Origin of the sequence: Sulfurimonas sp., assembly GCF_028714975.1 — a bacterium.
Classification (GTDB): domain Bacteria; phylum Campylobacterota; class Campylobacteria; order Campylobacterales; family Sulfurimonadaceae; genus Sulfurimonas.
This window is the reverse complement of sequence record NZ_JAQTLH010000001.1, coordinates 152,665-177,811: the sequence shown is the minus strand read 5'-3', so window position 1 is coordinate 177,811 and position 25,147 is coordinate 152,665. Positions and strand designations below refer to the sequence as shown.

At 38.6% G+C, this 25,147-nt stretch carries 21 protein-coding genes and 1 pseudogene; all 22 read right to left on the bottom strand.

The features are described 5' to 3' along the window. Window positions 1–16: 16 nt before the first annotated feature. A pseudogene (locus PHQ93_RS00930) lies at window positions 17–409 on the bottom strand (arsenate reductase ArsC); the annotation flags it as partial. 15 nt (window positions 410–424) lie between these two features. Then, window positions 425–943, bottom strand: a complete 519-nt coding sequence (locus PHQ93_RS00925; protein WP_299940112.1) for a manganese efflux pump MntP family protein — start codon at window positions 941–943, stop codon at window positions 425–427. Between the two features lie 69 nt (window positions 944–1,012). After that, window positions 1,013–2,269, bottom strand: a complete 1,257-nt coding sequence (locus tag PHQ93_RS00920) for an arsenic transporter (protein WP_299939675.1) — start codon at window positions 2,267–2,269, stop codon at window positions 1,013–1,015. Further along, window positions 2,266–2,574, bottom strand: coding sequence for a metalloregulator ArsR/SmtB family transcription factor (locus tag PHQ93_RS00915; protein WP_299939672.1), 309 nt, complete (start codon window positions 2,572–2,574; stop codon window positions 2,266–2,268). Before PHQ93_RS00915 ends, PHQ93_RS00920 begins: the two co-directional genes overlap by 4 nt. 237 nt (window positions 2,575–2,811) lie before the next feature. After that, the gene (locus PHQ93_RS00910) at window positions 2,812–5,172 is read right to left on the bottom strand and encodes a lipopolysaccharide assembly protein LapB (RefSeq protein ID WP_299939670.1); all 2,361 of its coding nucleotides are present in this window, start codon (window positions 5,170–5,172) and stop codon (window positions 2,812–2,814) included. Between the two features lie 37 nt (window positions 5,173–5,209). Beyond that, window positions 5,210–6,718 carry an NADH-quinone oxidoreductase subunit NuoN gene (gene nuoN / locus PHQ93_RS00905; protein ID WP_299939667.1) on the bottom strand — a complete coding sequence of 503 codons (1,509 nt, stop codon included), beginning with the start codon at window positions 6,716–6,718 and terminating at the stop codon, window positions 5,210–5,212. After that, window positions 6,718–8,271 (bottom strand): NADH-quinone oxidoreductase subunit M, encoded by a 1,554-nt coding sequence (locus PHQ93_RS00900; RefSeq protein ID WP_299939664.1) that lies wholly within the window; start codon window positions 8,269–8,271, stop codon window positions 6,718–6,720. The genes nuoN and PHQ93_RS00900 overlap by 1 nt, the downstream gene beginning before the upstream one ends. Window positions 8,272–8,274: 3 nt before the next feature. Next, window positions 8,275–10,197, bottom strand: coding sequence for an NADH-quinone oxidoreductase subunit L (nuoL, locus tag PHQ93_RS00895; RefSeq protein ID WP_299939661.1), 1,923 nt, complete (start codon window positions 10,195–10,197; stop codon window positions 8,275–8,277). Window positions 10,198–10,200: 3 nt separating this feature from the next. Continuing rightward, on the bottom strand, window positions 10,201–10,509 hold the full coding sequence (gene nuoK / locus PHQ93_RS00890) for an NADH-quinone oxidoreductase subunit NuoK (protein WP_011373432.1): 309 nt from the start codon (window positions 10,507–10,509) through the stop codon (window positions 10,201–10,203). Next, window positions 10,506–11,081, bottom strand: a complete 576-nt coding sequence (locus tag PHQ93_RS00885) for an NADH-quinone oxidoreductase subunit J (RefSeq protein WP_299939659.1) — start codon at window positions 11,079–11,081, stop codon at window positions 10,506–10,508. Before PHQ93_RS00885 ends, nuoK begins: the two co-directional genes overlap by 4 nt. Before the next feature lie 11 nt (window positions 11,082–11,092). Then, complete coding sequence (gene nuoI, locus PHQ93_RS00880) at window positions 11,093–11,728, bottom strand: NADH-quinone oxidoreductase subunit NuoI (RefSeq protein ID WP_299939656.1); 636 nt, start codon at window positions 11,726–11,728, stop codon at window positions 11,093–11,095. Between the two features lie 9 nt (window positions 11,729–11,737). Continuing rightward, on the bottom strand, window positions 11,738–12,724 hold the full coding sequence (gene nuoH / locus PHQ93_RS00875) for an NADH-quinone oxidoreductase subunit NuoH (protein ID WP_299939653.1): 987 nt from the start codon (window positions 12,722–12,724) through the stop codon (window positions 11,738–11,740). Between the two features lie 3 nt (window positions 12,725–12,727). Further along, the gene (locus PHQ93_RS00870) at window positions 12,728–15,214 is read right to left on the bottom strand and encodes an NADH-quinone oxidoreductase subunit G (protein WP_299939650.1); all 2,487 of its coding nucleotides are present in this window, start codon (window positions 15,212–15,214) and stop codon (window positions 12,728–12,730) included. Further along, window positions 15,211–17,457, bottom strand: a complete 2,247-nt coding sequence (locus tag PHQ93_RS00865) for a 2Fe-2S iron-sulfur cluster-binding protein (protein ID WP_299939647.1) — start codon at window positions 17,455–17,457, stop codon at window positions 15,211–15,213. The genes PHQ93_RS00870 and PHQ93_RS00865 overlap by 4 nt, the downstream gene beginning before the upstream one ends. A 12-nt stretch (window positions 17,458–17,469) precedes the next feature. Continuing rightward, window positions 17,470–19,503: an FAD-dependent oxidoreductase gene (locus PHQ93_RS00860; RefSeq protein ID WP_299939645.1), complete on the bottom strand. Its 2,034-nt coding sequence runs from the start codon at window positions 19,501–19,503 to the stop codon at window positions 17,470–17,472. 14 nt (window positions 19,504–19,517) lie between these two features. Next, window positions 19,518–19,739 (bottom strand): NADH-ubiquinone oxidoreductase subunit E family protein, encoded by a 222-nt coding sequence (locus tag PHQ93_RS00855; RefSeq protein ID WP_299914635.1) that lies wholly within the window; start codon window positions 19,737–19,739, stop codon window positions 19,518–19,520. Beyond that, the gene (gene nuoD / locus PHQ93_RS00850; protein WP_299939643.1) at window positions 19,739–20,977 is read right to left on the bottom strand and encodes an NADH dehydrogenase (quinone) subunit D; all 1,239 of its coding nucleotides are present in this window, start codon (window positions 20,975–20,977) and stop codon (window positions 19,739–19,741) included. The genes PHQ93_RS00855 and nuoD overlap by 1 nt, the downstream gene beginning before the upstream one ends. 8 nt (window positions 20,978–20,985) lie before the next feature. Then, entirely contained in the window at window positions 20,986–21,792 is an 807-nt protein-coding gene (locus PHQ93_RS00845; protein WP_299939641.1) for an NADH-quinone oxidoreductase subunit C, read from the bottom strand. Next, the gene (locus PHQ93_RS00840) at window positions 21,792–22,301 is read right to left on the bottom strand and encodes an NADH-quinone oxidoreductase subunit B family protein (RefSeq protein ID WP_299914632.1); all 510 of its coding nucleotides are present in this window, start codon (window positions 22,299–22,301) and stop codon (window positions 21,792–21,794) included. The genes PHQ93_RS00845 and PHQ93_RS00840 overlap by 1 nt, the downstream gene beginning before the upstream one ends. After that, a complete protein-coding gene (locus tag PHQ93_RS00835) occupies window positions 22,283–22,672 on the bottom strand; it encodes an NAD(P)H-quinone oxidoreductase subunit 3 (protein WP_299914631.1) in 390 nt (129 codons plus the stop codon). Before PHQ93_RS00835 ends, PHQ93_RS00840 begins: the two co-directional genes overlap by 19 nt. A 288-nt stretch (window positions 22,673–22,960) precedes the next feature. Beyond that, complete coding sequence (locus PHQ93_RS00830) at window positions 22,961–23,404, bottom strand: nucleoside deaminase (protein WP_299939639.1); 444 nt, start codon at window positions 23,402–23,404, stop codon at window positions 22,961–22,963. Window position 23,405: 1 nt separating this feature from the next. Next, a complete protein-coding gene (locus tag PHQ93_RS00825) occupies window positions 23,406–25,142 on the bottom strand; it encodes an ATP-binding protein (protein ID WP_299939637.1) in 1,737 nt (578 codons plus the stop codon). Window positions 25,143–25,147 lie beyond the last annotated feature (5 nt).

Below are 25,147 nucleotides of genomic sequence, written 5' to 3'. Positions count from 1 at the left end.
CTTTTTTCATCCCAAATAACTCCTCTTTTACTTTTGGAAGCAAAACTTCCTCTATCTCTTTGTAAGTCGCCTCAAATGCCTCATAGCCCTTAGCGTCCGGGTCAAGAAAGCCCACATGTATCTTTTTTACGGGGCGGGGAAACATCGGGCATGTCTCGTTTGCGTGGTCGCAAACCGTAACAACCAAATCAAACTCTTCATCTATCACGGTATCTAGTGTTTTTGAGTGGTATTCCTCTCTCCAGATTCCCTTCTCTTCCAGCAGTTTTTTTGCATTTGGGTTTACTTTTCCGCTAGCTCTCACTCCACTGCTTTTTGCCTCCACACCGTCTAACTTAGCATTTATCAACGCCTCTGCGATAATGCTTCTGCAACTATTTCCCGTACATAAAACTAAAACTTTTTTCATAACACAACCCTTTTATTAAATTAAATTTAGACCATCAAGAAGAATCTTAAAACCCAAAATTATCAAAATTACCCCGCCTAAAAACTCAGCCTTGCTTTCCAAATAACCACCCAAAAATTTACCGATATAGACTCCTGCCGCACAAAGCACAAAAGTAACGATGGCTATCAAGCCGACCGCATATAAAATATCAACATTCTGAAATGAAAATGTTATACCTACGGCTAAAGCATCGATACTTGTAGCAATCGCTAGAAAAAGTAGAGTTCTGTTTTTTAAATCCGTAACTTCATCTTCAAATTCATTCTCTTTGGCTTCTTTTATCATTTTGTATCCTAAAAAGACCAATATAAAAAAAGCGATAAAATGGTCATAGTCATCTACAAAACCGGCAAACAAATTACCCATATAAAAACCGATCATCGGCATAAAACCCTGAAAAAAACCAAAAAAGAGTGCGATTTTTAGAGCTAAAAATAGATTTATCTTTTTATATTTTACTCCGCCGGCGATACTTACCGCAACACTATCCATCGCTAATGCAATTGCAATCAAAAATAGTTCCAAACTTATATCCTTTTTATAAAAAAATCAACTTTTGTTTTAAGACCAAAGCGCTAGCAATACTACAAATAAAACAGGCGGCGTAACAAGAAGTCCAAACTTAGAGTACTCCCAAAAACTGATTTTTACACCTTTTTGTGCCAACACATGAAGCCATAAAAGAGTTGCCAAAGAGCCAAAAGGAGTCATTTTCGGCCCTAAATTGCACCCGATGATATTTGCATAAGCCAACGCCTTATTCGGTATGTCCACGAGTGCTATATCCATAATCATTACCGTTGGCATATTGTTCATAACAGCGCTCAAAATCGCACTAATAAAGCCTGTTCCCATTATCGCTATAAAATCGCCTTGTGTTGCCAAATCTTTTAAAACAAGAGTCAGATAGTCGGTTAGCCCTGCATTTTTAAGCCCATAAACCACAATGTAGAGTCCGATACTAAACCATACAACCTGCCATGGAGCATTTTTTATAGTAAGTCCTGCCCGAGCAGCCCCCATGTACGATGCAATAGCTAAAAAGAGAACTGCCCCGCCCAGTGCAAAGAGTGAAATCGGCAGATGATAAGCATCGCCTATAAAATAAGCAAATAGCAAAAGCGCCAAAAATAACCATGATATGTAAAAAAGCGGTTTGCTCTTTAGTACATCATCGGGATTTTTAAGCAGATTTACATCTATAGTTTTTGGTATATCATTATTTAAAACAAGCCATAGAACCAATATGGAGATAATTACGCTTACAACAAACGGCATAAACATTACGCTTAAATACTCCACGAATCCTATGTTAAAGTAGTTAGCCGTTACTATGTTTGTAAGGTTAGAAAAGACAAAAGGAAGCGATGCCGAGTCGCTTATAAATCCGCCTGCAAGCAAAAATGCAATGATAGTTTTTGCGTTTAACTTTAGAAGTCTCATCTTCGCCAAAAGTATAGGTGTGAGTATGAGAGCGGCACCGTCGTTTGCAAAAAGAGCAGAAACAAAAGCACCCAAAAGCAGAGCATAAACAAACATAAGATGCCCATTGCCATGACTTAATTTTGCCATTTTTATAGCGCACCACTCAAAAAAACCTATCTCATCCAAAATCATAGACATTATAATAATGCCGATAAACGCCAAAGTCGCATCCCATACAATGTTGCTTACAATAAGCACATCACCAAAGCTTACCGTACCAAGAGTCAAAGAGACTATTGCGCCTATTATCGCAGTTGTACCGATTTTAAGCCCTTTTGGCTGCCATATAACAAAGATAAGAGTCGCTAAAAAAATAAAACTTGAAGCAATCATAAAGCGCACCCTTTTTTTAGTTTCGGAATCTCAATATCTAGCAAATCAATCTCTTTAAGCACGGAGAGTCTAAACTCATCAAGAGGCGAGCGGATAGAGTAGTACGCCCAAGTTCCTCTTCGCTCAACCTTTAAGAAACCGCCATCTTTTAGGATTTTCAGGTGTCTTGATATACGAGACTGGATCATCTCAAAGGAGTTCTCTATATCACAAACGCAAAGCTCACCGTTTTTGTTTATAAACTTTAAAATTTTAACTCTAGTCTCGTCGTAGATAGAACCGACGGTTTGCAAAAACAGTTCCATATAACTCCTTGAAATATTCAAATTACAAAATTATAGCGAAATATCAAGATATATTGATATATAAATTAAACTTCTTTCTATAACTTAGATCCTGAATCAAGTTCAGGATGACGAAAGTTCAAAAATCTCGTCATTCCAAGCTCACTTGGAATATAATTTGAAGATTTTAGTTACTTGAGGGTATTATAGAAAGAAGTCTATTGTAAAAAGTCTTTTTTTAGCAAAACTGACGCAGAGCTACATATCTTTAGCACTCTTTGCAAGTTGAGCCCATGCTGAATTTTTATCTGCGTCAATAGCCTCTTGATAAGCTTTTTGCGCATCTTTATCTTTCCAAAGTTTTGTAAGAATATTTCCTAAAAGGTATTTTTGTCTTGATCTGTCACTCTTGTTTAGTTCTAAAGTATCTAAAGATTTTATAACTTCGTACGCTCTGTTATAATTTTCTCTATCTATATATGCTTGATATAGTGCAAATTCGACAAAAGGGCTCTGTGCATGCGATACCGAAATCTTTTGTATTTTCATAATCTTTTCACCATACTCAATGACTAAATTATTATCCTTTTTATTGCTTCCGACTACCATAATAGCCACATATCTATCTACATCGACATAGTCGTCTTTATACACTTTTATAAGATTAGTTATAGCCTCTATCATCCTGTTTGCATCTTCTAACCTATGATAGGTATCAAAAATATATCTATGCACATCTTTGTACTCTGAATTTTGGTCATTTCCTATAAGCGTAATAAGCTCTTTGGATGCCTCGATAACATTACTATAGTTTCCTGTGGCAAAATCAACTTTTATATATCTGTAGAGCCATTTTTTTCTCTGTTGTATATCTTTTGATTTTAAGTTTCTATCCGCCATTTTTTTAGCCAGCATAAAGTCGGCTCCTTTCATGGCACACTCATAGATTCCATCATCCCACTCGTTTGATAACTCTATTTTGTGTTGGGAAGAGATGACAAGCACACTGTTGCACTCTTTTGCCTCCAATGCTTTTTTCATTGTTCCTATTGCAGCATCGGTAATTAGTTTAGGAATATCTTGATACTCCTGTGCATCCAATGTAAGAAGCTGTTTCTCCATATCGAGTGCTGCTTTAAACTTACCCTCCGACATTAAGAGTTTCGCTTTTTCATATATAGCTTTATTCCCGATACTGTCTCCGCCGTACTCTTGCATCAGCTTATCAAAAGCAGTAAGTTTAGCAGATGCGTTCTCATCGTTCACATCAAAAAAGAGGGCATCTTTTGCAACTTGCACCTCTTTTACAAAATCGCCTTCGCTAAACTTCTCAAGATAGACATTCAAAGCCGCTAAAGCCTCTTTTTTTTGCTCTGTTTTACTCAGCCAGATACCGATATTTTTTGAGAGCTTCTCATACCTGTCATCATCCGGCTCCATATGCTCAAATATTGCTTTAGCTATTGTAGTACCGGATATATAATCAGAATTATCTATAAACTCATACATCATACCCATTGATCTGTCCGTATTTTCGTTTGAAAAAAACTCAGGTCTGGCTTTTATTATTTTTTGTATATGCTCTGCGGCCTCTTTAAAATTTGAGCTTGCTAAATTATTTTGTGCCAATTTATATGAGGCTTCTAATGCAACATCTATATTGTCAGTCTCCTTAAGCACTTTTTCATATAGAGCTTTAGCCTTTGCCGAATTTCCTGATATTTCTAGAGCTTGAGCCATATAGATGTATCCCCATTTGGCATAGACAGAATCTGCATGTTCGCTAAATAGCCTATCGTAAAAATAATCTGCATCGCTGCTCATACCGGCTTTATCGCATGATCTTGCTATAAGAGACAAGACCTCAGGAACATTTTCATCGGAAGAATAATCTCTAAGATAATCTTTTGCAACCTCGATAAGCTTTTCATTCTCGCCGAGTTTTGAGTAAACTCTGATTTTATAAAAAAGTAGCTCAGCTTTAAATAGCGAATTTGGATACTCTTTCATAATGTCATTAATTAACCCTAAAGTATGCTCATAATTTTTTTCTTTATAGTTCTTTTTAATTTTTATATAATCCGTAACATCTCCTACTCTTTTTACATATACGGGATTACCGTTTATATCAAGACTGCCGACATACGGGAATTTATCTTCTGAAGATGTAAATGGGAAATTAATAGAAACATCGGAATCTGCGCGTTTATCCATATATGGAATCACCTCTTTATATCCTACAATCATCCAGTGGTTTGATAGCTCTACATTAGAACTAAAAGTCGTATCATCTTTGGTCAAATTAAAAACTATCGGCATAAGTTTCATTTTATGATAAGGCTTGATAACCAAAAAAAATGTTTTTTTCTTTGACTCCGTATCTATTTCGAAAAAACTGTTTTGTATTTTTTGTATTTTTTGTGTCGGGGATTTTGTAAATGCACAAACTATCTTAACAACAACGCCAAAATCGTCTTTTATCTCTTGGCATAAAAATTTATCTTTATCTTTTAAGTGAAGTGTTGAGTAATCTTGATGTTTTTCTTTTGCTCCTTGAAGAGAAATCTCAAGGGCAAAAACATTTATTGACAAAAAGACAAGGAGTATTATTTTAAACAAACGCTCTCCCCTACCTTTATATAAGAATCTATTTTAATTAGTATCCGCTGTTGTATACAAATGCCGTAACAAACTCTAAAAGTTTATTAATAGCTAAAAAAGCAAAAATAGTTCCTATCGCGGCAATACCGATGATAGTTTTTAACGGAAGCGTTGCATTTGCACTATAAATATGACCGCCATCTTCAACAATCGGGTCTCTCATAAACATATAAACTATAAGTTTTAAGTAGTAATAACCCGCAATTGCCGAGTTTAGAGCCATAATAAGCGCTAAAACCGTATATCCGCCGGTAACTGCCGAACTTATCATATACATTTTACCCCAAAATAACCCAAACGGGGGAAGACCTGCCAAACTTAACATAAAAAGAGCCATAATTGTCGCAGCTACTGGAGCCGTCTTAATCATTCCCGCAAATTTATTGTAACTATGATCCGACTGCTGATGAACAGGGAGATTTTTTTGTCGGCTTATCCATAACATAGAAAATGATCCCAAGTTTGTAAAACTAAAAAGTATCCAATATAAAAATAGCGCACTGTTTGATTGTGTCGTACCTATTAAAATTGCCGCCATAACAAAACCGGCATGAGAAATAGAACTATAAGCTAACATTCTTTTTACATCTGTTTGAACCAACGCCCATATATTTGCCATTGTCATAGTAACAACTACGCCCATATATAAGATAACTTCTAGCCAAACAACGCCGCTATGAATTAAAAATTCAAAAAATCTCATAGCTACGACGAATGCGGCAATTTTTGGAACAATCGACATATAACCTGCCAGTGCTGCCGATGAACCCTCGTAAACATCCGGCGTCCATGTATGAAAAGGAACCATTGAGAGTTTAAAACCAAACGATGCAAGTAAAAATACTACGCCGATAAGAACAAACCCTATGTCTGCATAATTGTTAGCAGAGAGAACCGTAGCTATTTGGCTTATCTCTACCGAACCCGTAAGAGCGTAGAATATCATCGAGCCGAAACTAAAGAATCCTGCAGCCAATGCGCCCATCGTAAAATACTTTACGGCAGCTTCAAACGATTTATCGCGGTTATGCATAGCTATAAGTGTATAGAGCGCTAATGAAGCAGTTTCAAGTCCTACAAAAACTAGTATAAGATTGTCGGTTGCTACCATAAACTGAAAACCGCCAATCATAAACAAAAAGAGTGCAAAGAACTCAGGATACGAGAACTCATGGAATCTTTTATGAGTAAGTGCCAACGGAATAAACAGCATAGATGCACCGACAATTATAAATTGCGATAAAATAGCCAAACCGTCTATAAGCATTACATCAAAAACGCCCGTAACCGTACCGTTTTTAGAAAACACACCGGCCGAATCCATTAAAGAAGCGAAGTCAACCCCTAAAACAAGAAGGCTTAACATTACATATAAAGACCTGTCTTGTTCGCTTTTAAATAGGTCAATAACTAAAATTAATAAAGCGCCGATAATTGGAATTAACATTGGCACCAGAGTCATTAAATTTAACGACTCGATTGAAACATTTACAGATGATAACATTAGTGTGCCTCCTCTACTGAATTTTTAGTCATATCTGTCTCGTTAGCAATATTAGGAATTCTAGATTTTGCCTCTTTAGATATAGCTTTTTCATGCATTAACGAAACAACTGCTTCTACGCTTGTGTCAATCGTTCCTAAAACAGGCTTAGGATATATACCCAACCAAACAGTTATAATCGCCAATGGAATAAGAGCAAGAAGTTCTCTTTTATTTACATCGGGAAGATTTCTGTTCTCATCTTTTGTGATTACGCCAAAGAACATCTTTTTATATGCCGATAACATATAAATTGCGCCAACAATGATAGCAGTTCCCGCTAAAAGCGTTAAGACATGTGACTGTTTATAAAACCCTAATAAACTTAAAAACTCACCTACGAAGTTGATAGTCAAAGGTAACCCGACAGAAGCCATCATCATTAGCCCGAATATCGTTGCATATCTCGGCATAACATGTGCTAAACCCCCGAATTCACTCATATACTTAGTATGTCTTCTATCATAAATCACACCGACAAGGAAGAAGAGTGCGCCTGAGACTACACCGTGAGCTATCATAAGGAAAATTGAACCTGAAATACCCTCAACATTTAAAGCAAAAGTACCCAGAATAATTACACCCATATGTGAAACTGAAGAGTAAGCAACAACCTGCTTAATATCTTTTTGCGCATATGCAACCATTGCAGTATAGATAATCATAATAATCGCTAAAACCGCTATCGGATACATAAAGTAAACCGACGCATCCGGAAACAGAGGCAGTGAAAAACGGATAAATGCGTATGTACCCATTTTTAGCAAAATTGCCGCAAGTATTACAGAACCGATAGTCGGCGCTTGACCGTGAGCGTACGGCAGCCATGTATGAAACGGGAACATCGGAACTTTGATAGCAAAACCGAGAAAAAATGCCACAAATAACCAAAGTTGGAATGATTCCGGCAAAATCAAACGGTACCAGTCAAGAATTGCAAAACTCCACTGTCCCGTCGCTTGAAAGTAAAAGTACGCCATAAACAGCATACCCACAAGCATAACAAGCGAACCTGCAAATGTGTACAAGAAAAACTTTACGGATGCATAGATTCTAAGCGGTCCGCCCCATGCACCGATGATATATAACATCGGTACAAGCGATAGTTCCCAAAACAGATAAAACACGATAGCATCAAGCGCGGCAAATACACCCGCCATAGTCATCTGTAAAAACAGAAGCGTTATAATCATATTTTTAACATCTTTGGTCTCACCAAGAGATGCTATACCTATCATAGTAAAAAATGATGCTAAGATGATGATAAATAGCGAAATTCCATCAACACCGACTATGTAGTTTATACCAAATGTCGGAACAAGCGCAATTTGCTCCATAAACTGCATTCCCGATATAGTTGAGTCAAATGCAAACCAAAGCCATAAAGAGAGTGCAAACTCGATAGTCGCAACCGCTACACCGTAAGAGCGCATACTGTCTTTGTGAACTACAAACCCAAGCATTGCAGCAAGAGCAGGGAAGAAAATTAAAATCGATAAGATATGGTCTAACATCTATTAAACTCCTAAACCTGAAAGAAATACTCTTATTTCTCCAGAATATCTAGCTGCTAGTCCAAAAACCACAGCTAATGATAACAAGGCAACAGTTCCTGCTACCATCCACTTAAGCATAGTCGATAGATTACCGCTCTGCATAACTCTTGTTCGCTCACCCGTTTGATAGAACACATTTGCAATACCGTCAACAGTAGCATCAACAACTTTTTGATCAATTTTTGTCCAGAAAACCTCTGAGAGTTCTCTATATGCTTTAACGATATACTCTTGATAAAAATATGGAATATAGTATTGGTTGATAAGCAGTTTATATGCAAAACTATTTTCCATTTTTGAAGTTCCATCAGGCACCGCGATATCTCTGCTTGTATATTTTTTGTACGCATAAGCAATCGCCAAAATAACTAAAAGCTGAGTTCCGATTGTCATTATCCAGTAAGTCGCAGCCGAATGAACATGATACTCGGTAGCCGGTAAAAGCTTAGAAACCATCTCAAAGTAACTCATCTTGAATGCACCTGCTATGATTGCCAAAAGAAGAAGCGGACTCATAGCAACAAGCATAAATTTGTACGCTTCGTGCGGATGGATACCGAATAGTTTGTATCTCTCTTCTCCGTGGAAAATAAGTGCAACAAGTCTAAATGAGTAAAATGCTGTTAAAGCGGCAGTAAATAGCAATACTGAGTAGATAATATAGTGATGTTCTACAAACGCTACCTCTAAGATTAAATCTTTTGAGAAGAATCCCGCAAGCGGAAAGATACCTGCAAGTGCAACCGAAGCGATAGTCATCATTAAAAATGTACCCTTCATAACCTTGCTTAGACCTCCCATTTTAAACGGATCTAGTTCATCGTGCATAGCGTGCATAACATTTCCTGCACCCAAGAATAAAAGCGCTTTAAAGAATGCGTGAGCCATAAGATGGAAAAGTGCCACCCAGTATGCACCCAAACCTGCAGCAGCAAACATATATCCGAGCTGAGAGAGCGTCGAGTACGCAATAACTCTCTTCATATCTCGATTTACTAGCGCCATTGAAGCTGCAAAAAGTGCTACAAATGCGCCTAAAGAAGCTATGAAAAGTCCGACATGCGGTATTAAATTGTAAAGCGGATTAGCGCGAACAACAAGATAAACACCCGCAGTAACCATTGTCGCAGCGTGAATCAGAGCTGAAACCGGAGTCGGTCCCTCCATCGCATCTGCCAGCCAAGTATGAAGCGGAAACTGAGCCGATTTACCCATTGCACCGATAAAAAGGAAGATTCCCATCCAAGTTAAAATTGCATTATCCAAAGACGGCATTACTGCAAAAGCTTCTTTATATTGAAGCGTACCCGTGTTCCAGTAAACCAAAAAGATACCGATTAGCATCCCAAGGTCGGCAATACGGTTCATAATAAACGCTTCGTTTGCCGCCCAAGACGCACTCTCTTTGTGGTACCAAAAGCCGATTAAAAGCCATGAACAAAGACCTACTCCCTCCCAACCGATGAAAAGACCTGCAAAGTTATCGCTCATAACAAGTATCATCATTGAAAAAACGAATGCCGAAAGGTAAGAGAAAAATCTATTAAACCCTTTGTCATGATCCATATAACCGATAGCGTATACATGTACAACGGTTGAAACAAGCGTTACGACTATCATCATAGTAACACTTACCTGATCTACGACAAATCCAAAAGGAATGTATAAATCTCCCGTTGCCATCCATGTCATCATCTCAACATGAAGAGTAAGTCCTGTGCCCATAACCAAAACAAGAAGTACAAGACTGCTTAAAAATGAGACTCCAAGCAAAGCACTCGGAACAATTCCTGCTATTTTTGTCTTAGGCGACGCACCAAATAGTGCGGCAAATAAAGAACCGACTAACGGCGAGAAAAGTGCGGTATATAAAAACAGTTCCATCTATTATCCCCTCATCGTTGACATATTGTCAAGATCTATGTTGTTATGTTTTTTATGCCAAACAATCAAAAGACCAAGTCCTACGGCAACTTCTGATGCAGCAATCGCTATTACGAAAAATGCAAACATCTGTCCGGTTAAATCACCGTAATAGTGTGAAATTGCAGCAAAAGAGATATTTACCGAGTTTAACAGTATCTCCGTTGCAAAAAACAGCATAAGTAAATTTTTTCTTCTCATGACCCCGACTAAACCTATAGCAAAAAGGATGGTTGAGAGTACAAGATAGTGATTTAGTCCTATTTCCATCATGAGAGCACCTTTTTATTTTTATCTTCTTCTTTCATCATTAAAATCTCCGCTTCAGTCATAAGAGTAAGAGAGAGATCCATTTTCTTTCCTGCAAGTACGATTCCTGCTACCATGGCAACTAGAAGCATAACAGCCGCAACTTCAAAAGGAACAAGATACTTTGTAAAAAGCACTTTGCCGACCTCTTGAACATTACCAGCATTTCCGACAGGATAGAGTGCTTCTATATTGTTACCGACTATCGGAGCGGAAACTATTACAATTAGCAAGATTGCAGATAAAATACTTAGTCCCAAAATTATTGCTTTGTTACCCTGTTTCTCTTTTACATCTCTTGTCGTATCAAAAAACATCATACCAAAAGCATAAAGAGCCATTACGGCACCGGAGTAAACAACGATTTGAACCGCACCTAAAAAGTCGGCACCTAAAATAAAGAAAAATGCCGATATAAAAATCATTCCTGCTGCCAATGAACTTAAAGCGTATAACGCCTGTGAAGTCGTTACCGCTATATAAAACATCGTTATTGTCAAAAAAGCAAACAGATAAAAAGCAACTGCTTCAAACATAACCAAACTCCTTAATATGCTAGAGGTGTTTTTTTAACACGCTCGTCTTCATGTGGTGTAATCGAACCAAAGCCTTCAAACTCTAACTGTGTTCCTGCTCTCATCATATCAAGCGGCGTTAACATATCTTGATACATCGTAAAATGCTCTCTTTGGTCACTCGCATTTTCATACTCTCCGCCGTGCGTAATCGCAAGTTCAGGACAAACTTCGGCACAATACCCGCAAAAAATACAACGACCGAGATTGATACTGTACTCAGACACCTCTTTTCGAGAGGAAGCATCAAGCTTTGTCTCAATACGGATACAGTTAGAGATACAAATCTTCTCACAAAGCCCGCAGCCGATACATCTCTCAGCGTCAGACTCCCAAAGTCTTTTCATCTGATGAATAGCACGGTATCTTGGACCTATAGGCATCTTCTCCTCAGGGTATTTAACAGTGTGAATATCAAATCTAATCATTTCACGCATTACAACCCAAAGACCGACAAAAAGTTCGCCTCTAAAGCTTCTCTTTATAACTCTCTTAAATCTACCCCAATTGTCCGTAGGGTAATCTTCAATACCGACTAAATAATAGTCACTATTCATTTCAGTTACATTTCTATTGTTAAAATGTTCGTCAATATGTTCAATATGCATAGCCACCCCTTACATCATTACTATAGCAGTAATTAAAATATTTAAAACTGCTATCGGCATTAAAACTTTCCAACACAACCACATAAGTTGGTCAGGTCTAACATCAGGCCAAGCCGCTCTTGTCCATAGAAAGAAGAAGAAGAAAAATGCAACTTTGCCAAGAAGTCCGAGTGCGCCTAAAAAGCTTCCGTCTCCATATCCGCCTAAGAAAATGATAGAGATTACAAAAGAGATAAAGAACATATTTGCATACTCACCGATGAAGAAAAGTCCCCATCTCATACCTGAGTACTCTGTTCCAAATCCATCAATAATCTCGTGATCGTTTGCTATAAGGTGAAACGGTGTACGACCTGTTTCAGCAAATGCAGCTATCCAAAATAGCACAAATGCTACCGGTTGAGACCAGAGTATCCAACTTGTAATGCCGCCTGCTTGATAAGCATTAAAATCAATCAGTGAGAGCGAACCGACCATCATAATCGGAGCTAGGATAGAGAGACCCGTGATAACCTCATAAGAGATAAACACCGCAGCACCCCTTGCAGCAGATAAAAGCGAAAACTTATTTGCTGAAGCCATACCTGCAAGAAGAGGACCGTACAGACCGACACCCATGATTCCGAGTATATATAAAATACCGATGTTAACATCTGCCACTATCGGATGAACTTCATATCCAAAGAGCGTAAACGACGGTAAAAACGGAATTGCAGCAGCAGCCATAAATGCAGTTGCCGCCGTAATAACAGGTGCAATTTTAAATACACGAGCGACTACATTTGTCGGAACAATATCCTCTTTCGTAAATAGCTTAACACCGTCGGCTGCAACTTGCAGTAACCCAAAAGGACCGACATTCATCGGTCCAAGGCGGCGTTGCATAAATGCGAGAACCTTTCTCTCAAAATATGTTCCAATTCCCGCTAATGCAGAAAATATAAGTAAAATTACAACGATTTTTATAACCGTTTCAATCAAATATGCCATTTCCATCTACTACACCCTTTCAATCGAAGCTGTTGCAAAACGGTATCCGCTAAACAGAGCCTCTGAATTTATCTTAGAATCAAATGTCGGTAAAAGTGCAATATCGCCGCTGATTTTATTATCGCTTACGATATTAACAATAATTTCGCCATTTTCGTTTTTAACCTTCACGCTGTCCCCCTCATTCAAATCAGATTTACTTAAGAACTCTTCACTCATATAGATACCGCTTATCTCATCAAGGTTGGTAGCTTTATTTGTAAAATCGGTAAACTGTCTTACAGGATTTGCAAGATATATAAGAGTTCCGCTAAGCTTCTCTTCGCCAAACTTTGCAACGCTTTCGTTACCACTTGTCGCAACCGCTACATTATCAAGCAGATATCCGCGGCATTCCGTTCCGTCATTCTCATAATGGTTCGGCAAATCATCGAAGTTTTTACTCTTAAATCCTTTGTTCGTCGGTAACATAGAGGTATAATCAATCACTAATTCAGCTCTTAAACCAAGCTCATTTGCGATATCGTTAAGTTCATACCCTTTGTAGCCGATTGCTGCATTTGTAGGATTTACTCTTTTGTTTATACTTGTCAAAGTTCCCTCTTGCTGATTGATAGCAGGCATATCCAAATCGCCGTTGCCTAAAGCTGAGAGAGTAAAATCTCCTTTAGTGTTGTAGCCTATCGTATATGAACCTACTTCATCGTCAAGCTCGCAGATTAGAGATACTCCAAGAGTATTTGTTAAATTTGGAATCATCGTTAATTCAAAAGCCGTATATTTCTCTATTAACGCCAAAAGACGAGCAAGATTTTTAGAGTTTGGATGCGTATAGAGGTCTGCTCCTGCAATAAGAGCAAAACTATCTTTTTTAGCCAAGTTCTTCTCTAAATTTTCCATAAATTTATCATCAGCTCCTAAAATAGCTAAAAGGCGGTTATCATCTACGGCAACCTCTTTAGAGATTTTCTTAGGAACCATCTTTTTCTTCTCTTCCTCTATCTCTTCGTCTTCGCCCGTCTCTTCGTTTTTCTTTACGACTTTAACTATCTCTATAATCTCTTCTTTGATTATCTCTTCAACGGTTATAGTTTTTTGCGAGTGAAATGTCGCCAAATAGTCTGCTATGTCTGATGGCAGTTTCTCTTTATTTGCAAACAAATCAAGAATCAAGTAAAGCACAGCCTCTTCTTGAAGCGGAGCATGATATAGCGTCATTATGCTTTTTCCAAGCCCCTCTATAACAGGGTCTTTTACAGGGTGAAAATATAATCCCGCACCTTTGTTTATGCTCATAGAGTTATTTAACGCATATCTTGCATTTGGGTTGTCGCTCTTTAGAGCCGCTCCAACCGAAATAACAAAGTTTGCATTATGAGTCGCTTCAAGGTCATAACCGTAAAGCTTAGTACCGCTAATCTCGCTGTAATCATTTAAAAATGTTTGAAATGCTTTTGCTTCACTGTTGACAAGTTTGTATCCAAATTTCTCTTTTAAAGATTGAAGCAAGTAAGCCTCTTCATTTGTAATAGTTGAAGTAAACTTTATAGTATCTGCTTTTTTAAATGCTTCTACTGCTTTGGCAAATGCCGCTTCGTCTTTTGATTTAACTTCATTTTGATAGTCAAATCCATATCTTCCCGCACCGCAGAGTGCAACATAGTTCCACTCATTCATAACACGGTAGATTTTCTCATCCGTATTGTCGATACTTGTATGTTTAACATCATAAGAGATTTGACATCCTGCAGAACAGTGTCCGCAAGTTGCAGGAATCTGTTTTAACTCCCACGCATTTGAAGTGTAGATAAAGTGAGTATCTACAAGCGCGCCGACCGGACAAACTGCTGCACACTCGCCGCAGCTCGTACAATCAAGCATCTCTTCGCCGCTTGTTAAACCGATAAGAGATTTGTTGAGTTTATTCCACATCGCATAAGCATCTTTTGGCATACTATCTTTAAACTCTGCCTCTATCGCATCTGCACCGCGTGCTACTGTTTTTAGAGCATTATCGCCGATCATATCTTTACAAGTGGTTACACATCTCTCACAAACTATACAAAGACCAGGATTGTAGTGGATATGCCCCCAATCTTTATCTTTTCTGTTAACATCTTTGATAGCATAGTTTTGAGCGTCAACTCCCATCTCTAAAGTATAGTTTTGCAGTTCACATTCGCCTGACTGGTCACAAACACCGCACTGAAGTGGATGATTTACATCGTAAACTTCCATAATCGCACGACGCTCTTTTGCTATATTTTCATTCGTCGTCGTAATACTCATACCGTCTTTTGATTTAGCGTTACAAGCGTATACCTGCTTTCCGTCTGCCTCAACAAGACACAATCTGCACGCAAGCGTAGGGCTGCATCGTGTTAAATAACAAATCGCCGGTATAAAGATATTGTTTGCGCGAGCGGCATTGAGTATATACTCGCCCTCTTGCGTCTCTATCTCTTTTCCATCAATATTTATAGTAATTTTACTCATTGCATTACTCTTTCTATTTTGGATTTTTCAAATCTATATCTGCTTGCATCTACGCTTATATCAAAAGTAGGATTTAGCGCTATAGTTCCTTTAAGCTCACTGTCTAGCTTAAATTTTCTTTGAATTTTTGTTTCTTTGTAACTAATCTCAACCATATCGCCGTCTGCTATCTTAGCCGCGACCCCAAACTGAGCTGAACCTCGCAAAAAGTTCTCTTTAGGGAGTTGCGCAGTTTTAAAAGTATAGTTGTTAAACTGAAGCACCGGATTACATTGATAGATAATAGTTCCGTTAAACTCCGGCATATCGTCAAGTTCTTCAAGTTTACCGTCCGCCGCACACTCAACTTCATCAAGCAGATAACCGCGGTTGTCTTCACCCAGAGGCGATAAGAAATTCTCTAAATCATCAAAGCTTATATCTTTAAATCCGGAATTTTTATTTAACTCTTTTGTATAGTCAATCGTGTTTTTATTATAAATTCCAAGAGCATTTGCAATATCATTTAGCGTATATCCGTCAAACTCTAACGCTACATTCGTAGGCAATACTCTGTTATCGATACTTACAAAAGTCCCCTCTTGTTGGTTAAGCGAAGGAATTGCCAAATCGGCACCCTCTAGCGAAGAGATAACAAAGTCGCCTTTAGCGTTATAACCTACGACATCTGATATCTTCTCATCACGATCCAGTGAATTTATAAGCGATACGCCAAGGGTATTTACTTCTCTTGGGACTACTATCAAAGAAAAATCGCTGTACTTCTCTATCAGAGCAGCTAATTTAGCTATATTGCTTGAGCGATCATGTGCAATCAAATCATTACCTATGATAAGAGTGCGTTTTTTTGCTCGCATAAATGATTTCATCATATGAGACAGCTCTTCTTCGCCTATATTTGTCTCGGCATACAAGTAGCCGAAATCCAGCTCATCAAAAAATGCTCTCTCGCTCTCATCCAAATCACTATCTTTTAAAATCGTATGAGCCAGAAGTGCCATAACGCCCTCTTCCGTTCCTACTTCATACTTCATCATCTGAGTTATAACACTCTGCATCAAAGTATCTTCCATAGGGTGCGCATAGACGATTTTCGCACCGTTATGTTTTGAAGCAGTCGTTAGAGCGTATCTAACACCCGGATTATCCGTTGCTATTCTGCTTCCTATAACGATTAGAGCGTCTGATTGTTTAATTGCATCAAGAGAGCCGCTATGATGAAGTTTTGAGCTTATAGAGCTATACGACTTCATAAACTCGGCGAATTTTCTTGCATCTTCATTAAATAGTTTTACGCCCAATTTATCTTTTAGAAGTTCTAAAATATGCGCTTCTTCATTTGTAATCATAGAAGAAAATCTTATGGCTTTTGCATTTTTTAACGCTTCAATCGCTCTGTTAAATGCGTTTTCATTTTTAAGCGCTCTGTTGTCAAAATCAAAACCGAATCGCCCTGCACCGCAAAGTGAAGCAAACTCAAAATTGTTTTTAACTCTAAATATCTCATCAGCGCCGTTTAGGGAAGCGTGTCTTGTTTCATACTCAAGAGGGCAGCCTGCCGAGCAGTGAGCACATGTTGCGGGAACTCGTTCTAACTCCCATGCATTTGCTCTATATTTAAAACCGCTGCTGACAAGCGCTCCGACAGGACAAACTGCAATACACTCTCCACAAAAAGTACAATCAAGAGTTTCACTGTTTTTTGGAATAATCGTCGAACTATATCCGCCGAATTTTACTTCGATTGCGTCATCGCCGATAACCTCATTACATACATGCACGCACTTTTCGCACATAATGCATAGCGACGGTTCATAGTCTATAAGTCCCCAATGCTGAAGCGGGCGAAGCTGATCACGAGCGGAGAAACTTTGTCTCTCAACACTAAACTCTAAAGTTTTATTTTGTAAATCACACTCTCCTGATTTATCGCAAACACCGCACTCTAAAGGATGATTTACATCATAAAGCTTCATTATGTTCGTTCGCTCATTTTGCAATGCAGCCGTGTTTGTCGTAATTTCTACGCCCTCAGTCGGTGGAGTGTTACAGCTAAGAATAAAACCCTCAACTCCCTCAGCTTCAACGACACACATACGGCATGACGCACACGGCGAAGTTTTAGATATATAGCACATAGTCGGGATATAAATCCCGTTTTTGCGAGCCACTGTTAAAATAGTCTCGCCTCTTTGTGCTTCTACAGAGATACCGTCAATTTTAAAATTAATCAATTTATTCATATCTCCCATCCTCTACGCCTGCACCATAGCTATATAGTAACAGCGCATACATCTCTCTGCTTCACTCATAGCCTCTTCTTGCGTAAAGCCTAAGTTCACTTCTTTGTTGTTGTATTTTCTATCTTCAACTTCAAGAACTTCTGAGTGCTGTCTGGCAACGCCTTTTAACCAACCGGTAATCTTCTCTTTTTTGTCATAAACTTTGAGTTTTCTAAGATGATCTTCCATAATCTCATCATCGCTTAGGGTGACTTCACCGCTTAAAACATATCTGCTCATAACCGAAGCCGCGCGTTTTGCTTGACCGACCGCATTTACAATCGTCATAGGACCGTATTCACAATCCCCTGAGGCAAAAATACCCTTGCGAGATGTCATATAGTCCTTGCCGTTTGTTTTAATAGTCGCCCAAGAGGTCATCTCAATCTCCCACTCAGGAGGTAGAAGTTTCAAGTCAGCCGACTGAGAAACGGCAGGGATAAGATAATCAGCCTCTATGATATAAGAAGCACCCTCCACTTTTACAAGCTCTGCACGACCGCCGTTTGGATCGGGAACCAACTCATACTTATCAATTAAAAGAGATTTTAAGATATTTTCTTCATCAACCATCTCTGCAACAGCGGAGTGAAACAGAAACTCTACACCCTCTTCTACTGCTTCATGGTACTCTTCATATGTCGTATTTTTGATGATGGTTTTCTCATCCCTACGGTAAATCATATAAACTTTTTTTGCATTTGCTCTGATGGCACATCTAACGACATCCATAGATGTAAAACCGCCGCCCACACATACAACGACTTTCCCCGTTAAATCAACAAAGTCGGTGGTTAAAAGGTTTTTCTCTTGTTCTTCTTTTGATATTTTATAGCCGTACTTCTCATAAAGATTTACTTTATCTAAAAAGTCTATTGCGCCCCAATACCCTTTTATATCCGCTCTTTCGTTGTTGCAGTAAACTTTTTTAGAGATTCGAGTACCGGTTGCAACCATAACAGAATCATACTCTTGCTCAAATCTTCTCATATCGTCCGCATTGATTTTAGAGTTTACTATAAAGTTAACACCCATATCTTTAACACATTCGATATCTTTGTTGTATTTGCCTATCGGCATCCTGTACTCAGGAACACCGACTGCTACTTCACCGCCGAGCACTGGAAGTTCTTCATAAACATCAACCTCTACGCCATCGGCTGCAAGATAGTAAGCCGTCGTAAGTCCTGCAGGACCTCCGCCGATAACCGCAACTCTTTTGCCGTTGCTCGGTTTTTTCTGCATCGGATGAAAGAAATCGTATCCGTGATCGGTTTCCCAATCGGCACCGAGTCTCTTTAGCGACATAATAGAAATCGGCTCGTCAAGATTTGTTCTTCTGCAAGCCTCTTCGCAAGGATGTGGACAAACACGACCGCAAACATGCGCTAATGGCATTGTTTGGCGAGTCGCCATCAAAGAGTCGTCCATTCTAAGGTCTCTTACTCCCTCGATGTACGCAGGAATATCCACATGCGAAGGACAAGCATCGCTACAAGGTGCAGTTATTTTTGCTATATAACCAACCTCTTCATGGTAATGTTTTGAGTGTTTTTGTTCATCTATGCACTCTAAAAATTCAGCTTCAAAATGTTCCATCAAATCAATAATAGGATTTGGAACGGTTTTCCCAATCTCACATTTTGAAGTGACTTGCATACTTTTGCCAATCTCTTTTAAATGGTCTAAATCAGCTTTGCTTCCCTCACCGCGGGCAATTTTATCCAACAAATCATATAAAATTCGTCCACCCCATCGTCCGGGCGCACATCTTCCACATGCTTCAGAATACTCTTGATACTGTGCGGCATATTCCATCGCTAAACGGATAACATCTACATCTTTATCAAAAAGCGCAACACCGTCCCAGCCTATAAAAGCTTTTGACGCACGGTGGCTATCATATTGTGCCGGTAAGTTATAAGCTGATTCTTTCCACTCCTCTTGCGGCGTGTTAATATTATTAACAAACTCACCGTTCCAAGTAGAAAAATATACTTTACTCAAAATCTACATCCTGCCTATTTTTTTACTACGATAGTCCAGTCGACTTCGTTAAACTTTAAAGAGTTAAGTAACTCATATCTACACTCTTTTACCAAATCCGCAGATCTTTGAATTGGAGTAAAATCACCGATTTCAAATAAAAAGATTGCAACTTCTCCAACCTTATGAGATGCTAAAATCTCTCTCATACGAGGCTCAAAACCATCTTTTAAATGTCTTAAATCATATCTTTTCATTATCTATCAACCTCACCAAATACGATATTTGTAGTACCTATGATTGAAACAACATCGGGAATGTAATGTCCCGGTAAAAGGTCTGTTAAGATTCCCGTATGCCAAAATGACGGTGCGCGAAGTTTTAGTCTATACGGATACGGTCCGCCTTGAGAATTTATGAAAAAACCAAGCTCGCCTTTTGGTGATTCGGTTGCAACATAAACCTCTCCGACAGGCGGTCTCATACCTTGCGTTACAAGAACAAAGTGCTGCATCAAAGAGTAGTTTTGAGTCATAATGTCTAGTTTTGGAGCTGAAACATATTTCGGCGCATGTGCCATAAGCTCAGTTTGCCCCTCTTTTACGCATTTCTCGTACATATCGATAGTTTGATAAAGAATCTTCGCAGACTCTCTCATCTCTTCCATGTACATTCTATATCTTGCAAAGTTGTCACCTTTATCAGAGTAAGGAACGCGAAACTCTACTTCGTCATAAAGCTCGTACGGCTCTTCTTTACGGATATCCCATGCAACGCCTGATGCTCTAAGCATAGGACCTGAACAGCCCCAAGAAAGCGCCATCTCTTTTGATATAGTTCCGACCTCTTCCATTCTCATTAACCAGATACGGTTAGTGTCAAGAAGATCTTCATAATCTTTAATATTTGCAGGAAGTTTGTCTAAGAATGTTCTTAGCTGAGATATGAAACTATCTTGAATATCTAAGGGAACTCCTCCGATACGAATAGCGGCATGCGTAAGTCTAGCTCCGCAATAACCTTCGATGATATCCATCAGATACTCTCTCTCGCGGAAAGCAAAAAGGAAAACCGTCATAGCACCGATATCAAGCGCAGTCGTTGCCAGCCAGAAAAGATGACTCATAAGACGGTTAATCTCTAAGAGCATCATACGGATTACTTTTGCACGGCGAGGAACTTCAAGACCGATAAGTCTCTCAACCGCCAAAGCAAAACCGTAGTTGTTTGAAGATGATGCGATGTAGTCCATACGGTCAGTCGTCGGCATAAACTCATTGTAAATCATATTTTCAGCCATCTTCTCCATACCGCGGTGAAGATATCCGATATCCGGATGAGCTTTTACAATCATCTCTTGTTGAAGATGAAGCATCAAACGAAGTTGTCCGTGAGCCGATGGGTGTTGAGGACCAAAGTTTAGGATAATCTCATTATCTTCTCTATCAAAAGTGATATTTTCAAAAAACGGGTTTAATCTATTTTTTACTTGCATATTACTACCTATCTTTGAGGATCGTCAATAACGACCGAATCTTTTTTATCGAATTTTTTAACCATGAAAACACCGCCCTCTTCTTGATAGTTTTGAACTATCTTAGGCTCGTTACCCGTAATTTTTGTTCCCTTAGGCACTTCATGTCCAAGACGGGCAAATCTCTCGCTGTCGTATCTGTCGACTTTTGCAGTATCGCGAAGTTCAGGTCCGATTATATCTCTTGCCTCTTTACCGTAGATTTTATCTACTTCATACCATGCGGCAAACTCATCGCCTTGAAGCGGATAAGTTTTTAGAAGTGGATGCCCCTGCCAATCGTAAGGCATAAGAATTCTCTTCATAAACGGATGTCCGTTTGCTTCTATGCCGAACATATCAAACATCTCTCTCTCAGACCAATCAGCAGAGCGGAAGAGCTTTTCAACGGAATTTACGGCTTCACCTTTGTTGATAAACATTTTTATACGAACGCGTTTGCGTTTGCTCATGCTTAGCATTTGATAAAAAACTTCAAAACCGCCTCTTGCAGCAAGCCAGTCAATCGCGCTAAGCTCCGTGAGTTGAACATATTCAAGCTCATTTTTCATAAGCTCTAAAACTTTATAATTATCCTCAGGATTGATAAAAACAACCATTTGACCGACTTGAATGTATGCGTCAAGTACATCAAACTTTGCTTTTATCGCCTCTAAATCGTGCGCGAAAACTTCATCGCTCTCTACTTCAAATTTCGGAACTTGAGGAGATACATAAAATCTATCCGTATAGTACGGTTTTGCTTGTACATTGTCTTTAGGTTTATAAGCTCTCATTACATTAACCTTTTAGCTTTTTGCGCTCTTGAAGCTTGATTTGCACGAATTTTCTTTTGTAGTAACATTACGCCGTACTGAAGTGTTTCAGGTCTTGGCGCACAGCCCGGAAGATACAAGTCCACAGGAATAATTCTGTCCACGCCTTGAACCGTTGCATAAGTGTTAAACATACCGCCCGTATTTGCGCATGAACCCATAGAGATAACCCATTTCGGCTCAGTCATTTGGTCATAAAGTCTTTTAATGAACTCTGCATGTTTTTTCGTAAGCGTTCCTGCAACTATCATAACATCGGCTTGACGAGGAGATGCTCTAAAGATTGTCCCAAATCTATCGAAGTCATATCTTGAAGCACCGCTTGCCATCATCTCGATACCACAACAAGCAAGACCGTAAGTAAGCGCCCAAAGAGAGTTTGAACGACCCCAGTTTACGATTTTATCTATACTTGTAAGTGCAACCGGCAAACCGCCGTTTTGCGTATAATTTACTTTATGTTGTGCCATTCTAGCGCTCCTTTTTTCCATGCATATACAAACCCGATTGTTAATAAAAGTATAAACATCAACATCTCGGCAAAACCAAACCATCCAAGTAGTTTAAAATCAACTGCCCATGGAAACATAAAAACTATCTCTACATCAAAGAGTAAAAAAAGTAGTGCAAATAGATAAAACTGCGGAGATATTCTATTTGGCTGCTTTGTAACCTCAGGTCCACACTCATAAACCGATAATTTGATTTTTTCGCTATTTTTAGCTGCTAAAGCGCGACTTGCCAAACGAGCGACAATCGTCGTTATCGTAAATGCACCGAATGTTACAAGAAAAAGTACAAATACCCCAAAATACGGATTTGCAGTACTAATATGCTCCATATAACCCACCTTTGTTATTATTATTGTTTTAAAACGCACAAAAACATAAGCCGTTTGACTTAAATATCTTCACATATTTTTAGAAAAAACAGTTGCATAGATTGTAGCAAAAAGAGTATTAAATAAAAGATTATGATGATATTTGAAGTGATTACTGTTACCAAATACTACACATTTTTTTGGGCTATCATAGCTAGTGAGTATTTTAGAAACAGTTTTTGAGATATAAAAATTACAAAATGCAGATTTGTAACACTAATTACCTAGAGGGAGGCTCTAAATTTAGTTTTAGTAGATTGTCTTATCCTCTTTTGCCTGCCATACCCTAAAGGGTTCTAGACACTCCGCTCTATCAATATTTTTTATATCTAAAAACTCTTTCTCATAAAACTCTTTATCTCTAAATCCGATGTTATCTGCATCCCCGCTTGTCGCGCCGTAGTAGACAGTTTTTATATTTGCCCATTTAATAGCCCCGTTGCACATTGGACAAGGCATACAAGTCGTATAGATTTCACACCCGCTAAGATCATATGTGCCTAGTTTTTTGGAGGCTTTTTTTATCGCATTTATCTCGGCGTGAGAGGTCGGGTCATTTGATTTTAAGACTTGGTTGTGAGCTTTTGCTATAACCATGCCATCTTTTACTATCACGGCGCCAAAAGGTCCGCCGTGATTTTTTTGTACTCCATCCAGCGCCTCTTTTACGGCTTGGTGCATATAGACATTCATACTATTTATTTAAAAATCCCATAGATTTTTCACTGTCAAAACTTGCATCTTTCTCTTTTTTGATTTCTTGTTCAAAATCTTCTAAGGAAAATAGCGGCTTTTCTCTAACGGCTACTTTGTATGCCGTATTTTTTATAATCAGATTTATCTGCCCGCCCGTAAGAGAATAATCGGCAAGAGCATTCACATCAAAATTCTTCTCATAAGGAGCACCTGAGGGAAGCATTTTTTTCCAAAGAGAGAGTCTCTGCTCTTTATTTGGTTTTTTAAACTCTATCTTGTAGTTAAATCGTCTTGAAAATGCTTTGTCTATATTTTCCAACAGATTTGTAGTCGCTATCAAAACACCCTTGAACTTCTCAATCTGCTCTAAAAAAATATTTTGCATCTGGTTATGCATCTGATCAGCTCCGCTGTTTACTCCGCTTGAACGAGCTCCTAAAAACTGGTCTGCCTCATTTAACAAAAGTATCGGTTCTGATTTTGTTTTTTCGCACAAATCATAAAAAGTGTCAAAAATTTTACGAACATTTTTTTCGCTCTCGCCGACATACATAGAGAGAATTTTTGAACAATCAAATGCCAAAACTTGTCGTTTAAGCGATTTTGCAAGCGAATATGCAGTCATCGTTTTACCGGTTCCCGCTGCTCCGTAGAAGATTATCCTTGCGTCAATTCCGCTTTTTTTGTCTTTCACTCCCCACTCTACAAGTCTACCTATAACCTCTTTATCCAATTGTCTCATAAGATTTTTAAGCGTTTCTTGCGTCTCTTTTGCCAAAACAACATCTTCAAGCGAAGTCTCAGGGTCTACCAACTCAAAAATATCTTGCTCATCTATAAGCGTATTTAGTTTTATGCGACGAACTTTTTTGTTTTTTTGAGGATGGATTATGTTGTGTAAAACCTCATCAACTATGTAAAAAGCTCTTGAAATCCCGCCGAAAGGATTTAACATCTCTTCATAGTCGATGATTCCGTCATTTATAAGGTTCGAGCCGTCTTCTAAAAGTGAACGGTTTTTAATGCGTTCATACTCATCAAGCGAAATGAGTTCAATCAAAGCATTCATCTCTCTAAGCGAAGCGTCCGTTGCGCTGTACTCTTCACGAAGAAGAGCCAAAAAAATCACCTGCTCTTTAGAACTCATCTTTTTTTGTTTAAAAAACTTGTCAAGCACGAGTTTCCCCGTCGTTTGCTCAACCCTGTCTTCTATGCGTTTTTCTAAAAGCTTAAGTTTGGTCTGCATTCTGTCAATTCCAAGTGAGTGTTCATGAACATTTTGACGAATTGCACTCATTTTTTGATAAAGGTCTATGCGAAGAAACTGGTCTTGCAAGTACTCAAGATGATCCGAATACGGCTTGATATCGGGCAACTCACTCTCAATAGCACCGTCTTGGAGTATCTTTAGAAATGAGGGCGACAAGCCGACTGCACTGTTTAAAAGTTCCAGCGGTGTCACTTCAGAAATTTTTATAGGCGTAAAACTCTGCTGATGCAACCAGCCAAGTTCTAAAAGAATTTTTACCTCTCCTAGATGCTTTATACCCTCATATTTATCTTTGCCGTAAATCTCTTGCAAAAGTTCAAGAACTACAACATCATCTTCCCCGCGCATATATCTTTTTGCTAAAGTTTGCAACAATACGGCTTCTGTTTTACTACATTTTAGTTGTGCAAAAATGATAGATTTCTCTACATTTTTTGCTTCTAAAAAATTTATTAATGTTTCCAAAGAAT